This window comes from Candidatus Phytoplasma australasiaticum subsp. ipomoeae, from assembly GCF_024425275.1.
GTDB classification, from domain to species: domain Bacteria; phylum Bacillota_I; class Bacilli_A; order Acholeplasmatales; family Acholeplasmataceae; genus Phytoplasma; species Phytoplasma australasiaticum.
Map to the genome: position 1 here is coordinate 1 of NZ_JALQCV010000027.1, position 1,274 is coordinate 1,274.

At 34.2% G+C, this 1,274-nt stretch carries 1 pseudogene; it reads left to right on the plus strand.

Features of this window, described 5'->3' with window-relative positions:
• Positions 1-242 (plus strand): annotated as a pseudogene (locus tag NQK76_RS02460) (group II intron reverse transcriptase/maturase); the annotation flags it as partial.
• Positions 243-1,274 lie beyond the last annotated feature (1,032 nt).

Genomic DNA, 1,274 nt, shown 5'->3' on the forward strand with positions numbered 1-1,274 from the left:
CCATTAATAGATTTATATTCCAAGGTTGTACTCATCTAATTGACCGTCTAAAAGCGGAACGTTGTGAGCACTGCGATAAAACAACCCAACTACAAATTCATCACATTGGTACGGTCCGCAATGCGCACCACCAAAGTATCATGAATAAAAGAACAAAGGTATTGTGTGAAGATTGTCACCGAAAGGTAACCAATCAACAAACACACGATATCAGAAAGAATAAGAACAATAGGAATAAATAGCTAATTAACCGCGAGGAGAAATTAGTTCTCGCAAGAGAGTAAATTATGGAAAGCCGGATGCTGGGAAACTTGCTTGTCCGGTTTGGACGGGGGCTGATTGTAAATAAAACAGCAAAGATAAATCTTTGAATAAAACGCAATTAATCTATCCGTATATTTATCAAAAGAAAACAATTTTTATGATAATTATAGTAAAAAAAAAGATAATAAAAGCATTGCATTTTCAATAGTTATTAAATATGTATATAATGAGAGAGATAAAGATTTCACAAAATGTGCATTTTACTATTACAATAAAGAAGGACAATTAATCAAAAAAAAATACTTTAACGACAATATATTTTATACTTATCATTATAATAAAAAAAATCAATTAGAATATCGGGGCGCCAAAGAGGCCTAAATTTCGTGCTATTCAACCAATAGCCAGGGCTGATAAACCCTGAAAGGAGATGGTCGGTTTAGTAAACGAAAGAATACTGAATTATAGCAGACCATAAAAGCAGGTTGCGACGAAAGCAAATTAGTCAAGAGGACACTGCCACCGAATAATTCGATGGAGAAGCCTGAGATGGCCTAAGAAGGAAAATTGAGGTAATCGTTGAACCTGTTCCGGAAGTTGCTTAAACGGACAGTCCAGAAGCTGTCAATATTTACGATATGTATTAGATAGTTTATCAGATAAAGAAAACCTGGAATCAGCCTCTTAACGAGGATACTTCCCCTACAGAATTAAGGTCGAAATTTAGAGTAACTTGGAGAATCCTAAAACTAAGTAATTAAATTTACTAATCCGGAAATAAAAGTCTGGATGGTCAAGGATAAAGAATCTTTTTAGTAGTCGTAAGAGTAAACCTAGATGTGGAATAATCTAGTTAATCGGCTTATCAAGAAGAGAGGTAACAACTCTTATAGGGCGAAAGAAGAAAGTAATTTACTAGTTATTCAATGGTATCGGGGAAGGAGTTGATATTATGTCAACAACGGTTTCACCAGAAACTAAACTTTCGCGAACATTGAATAAAATTCAAT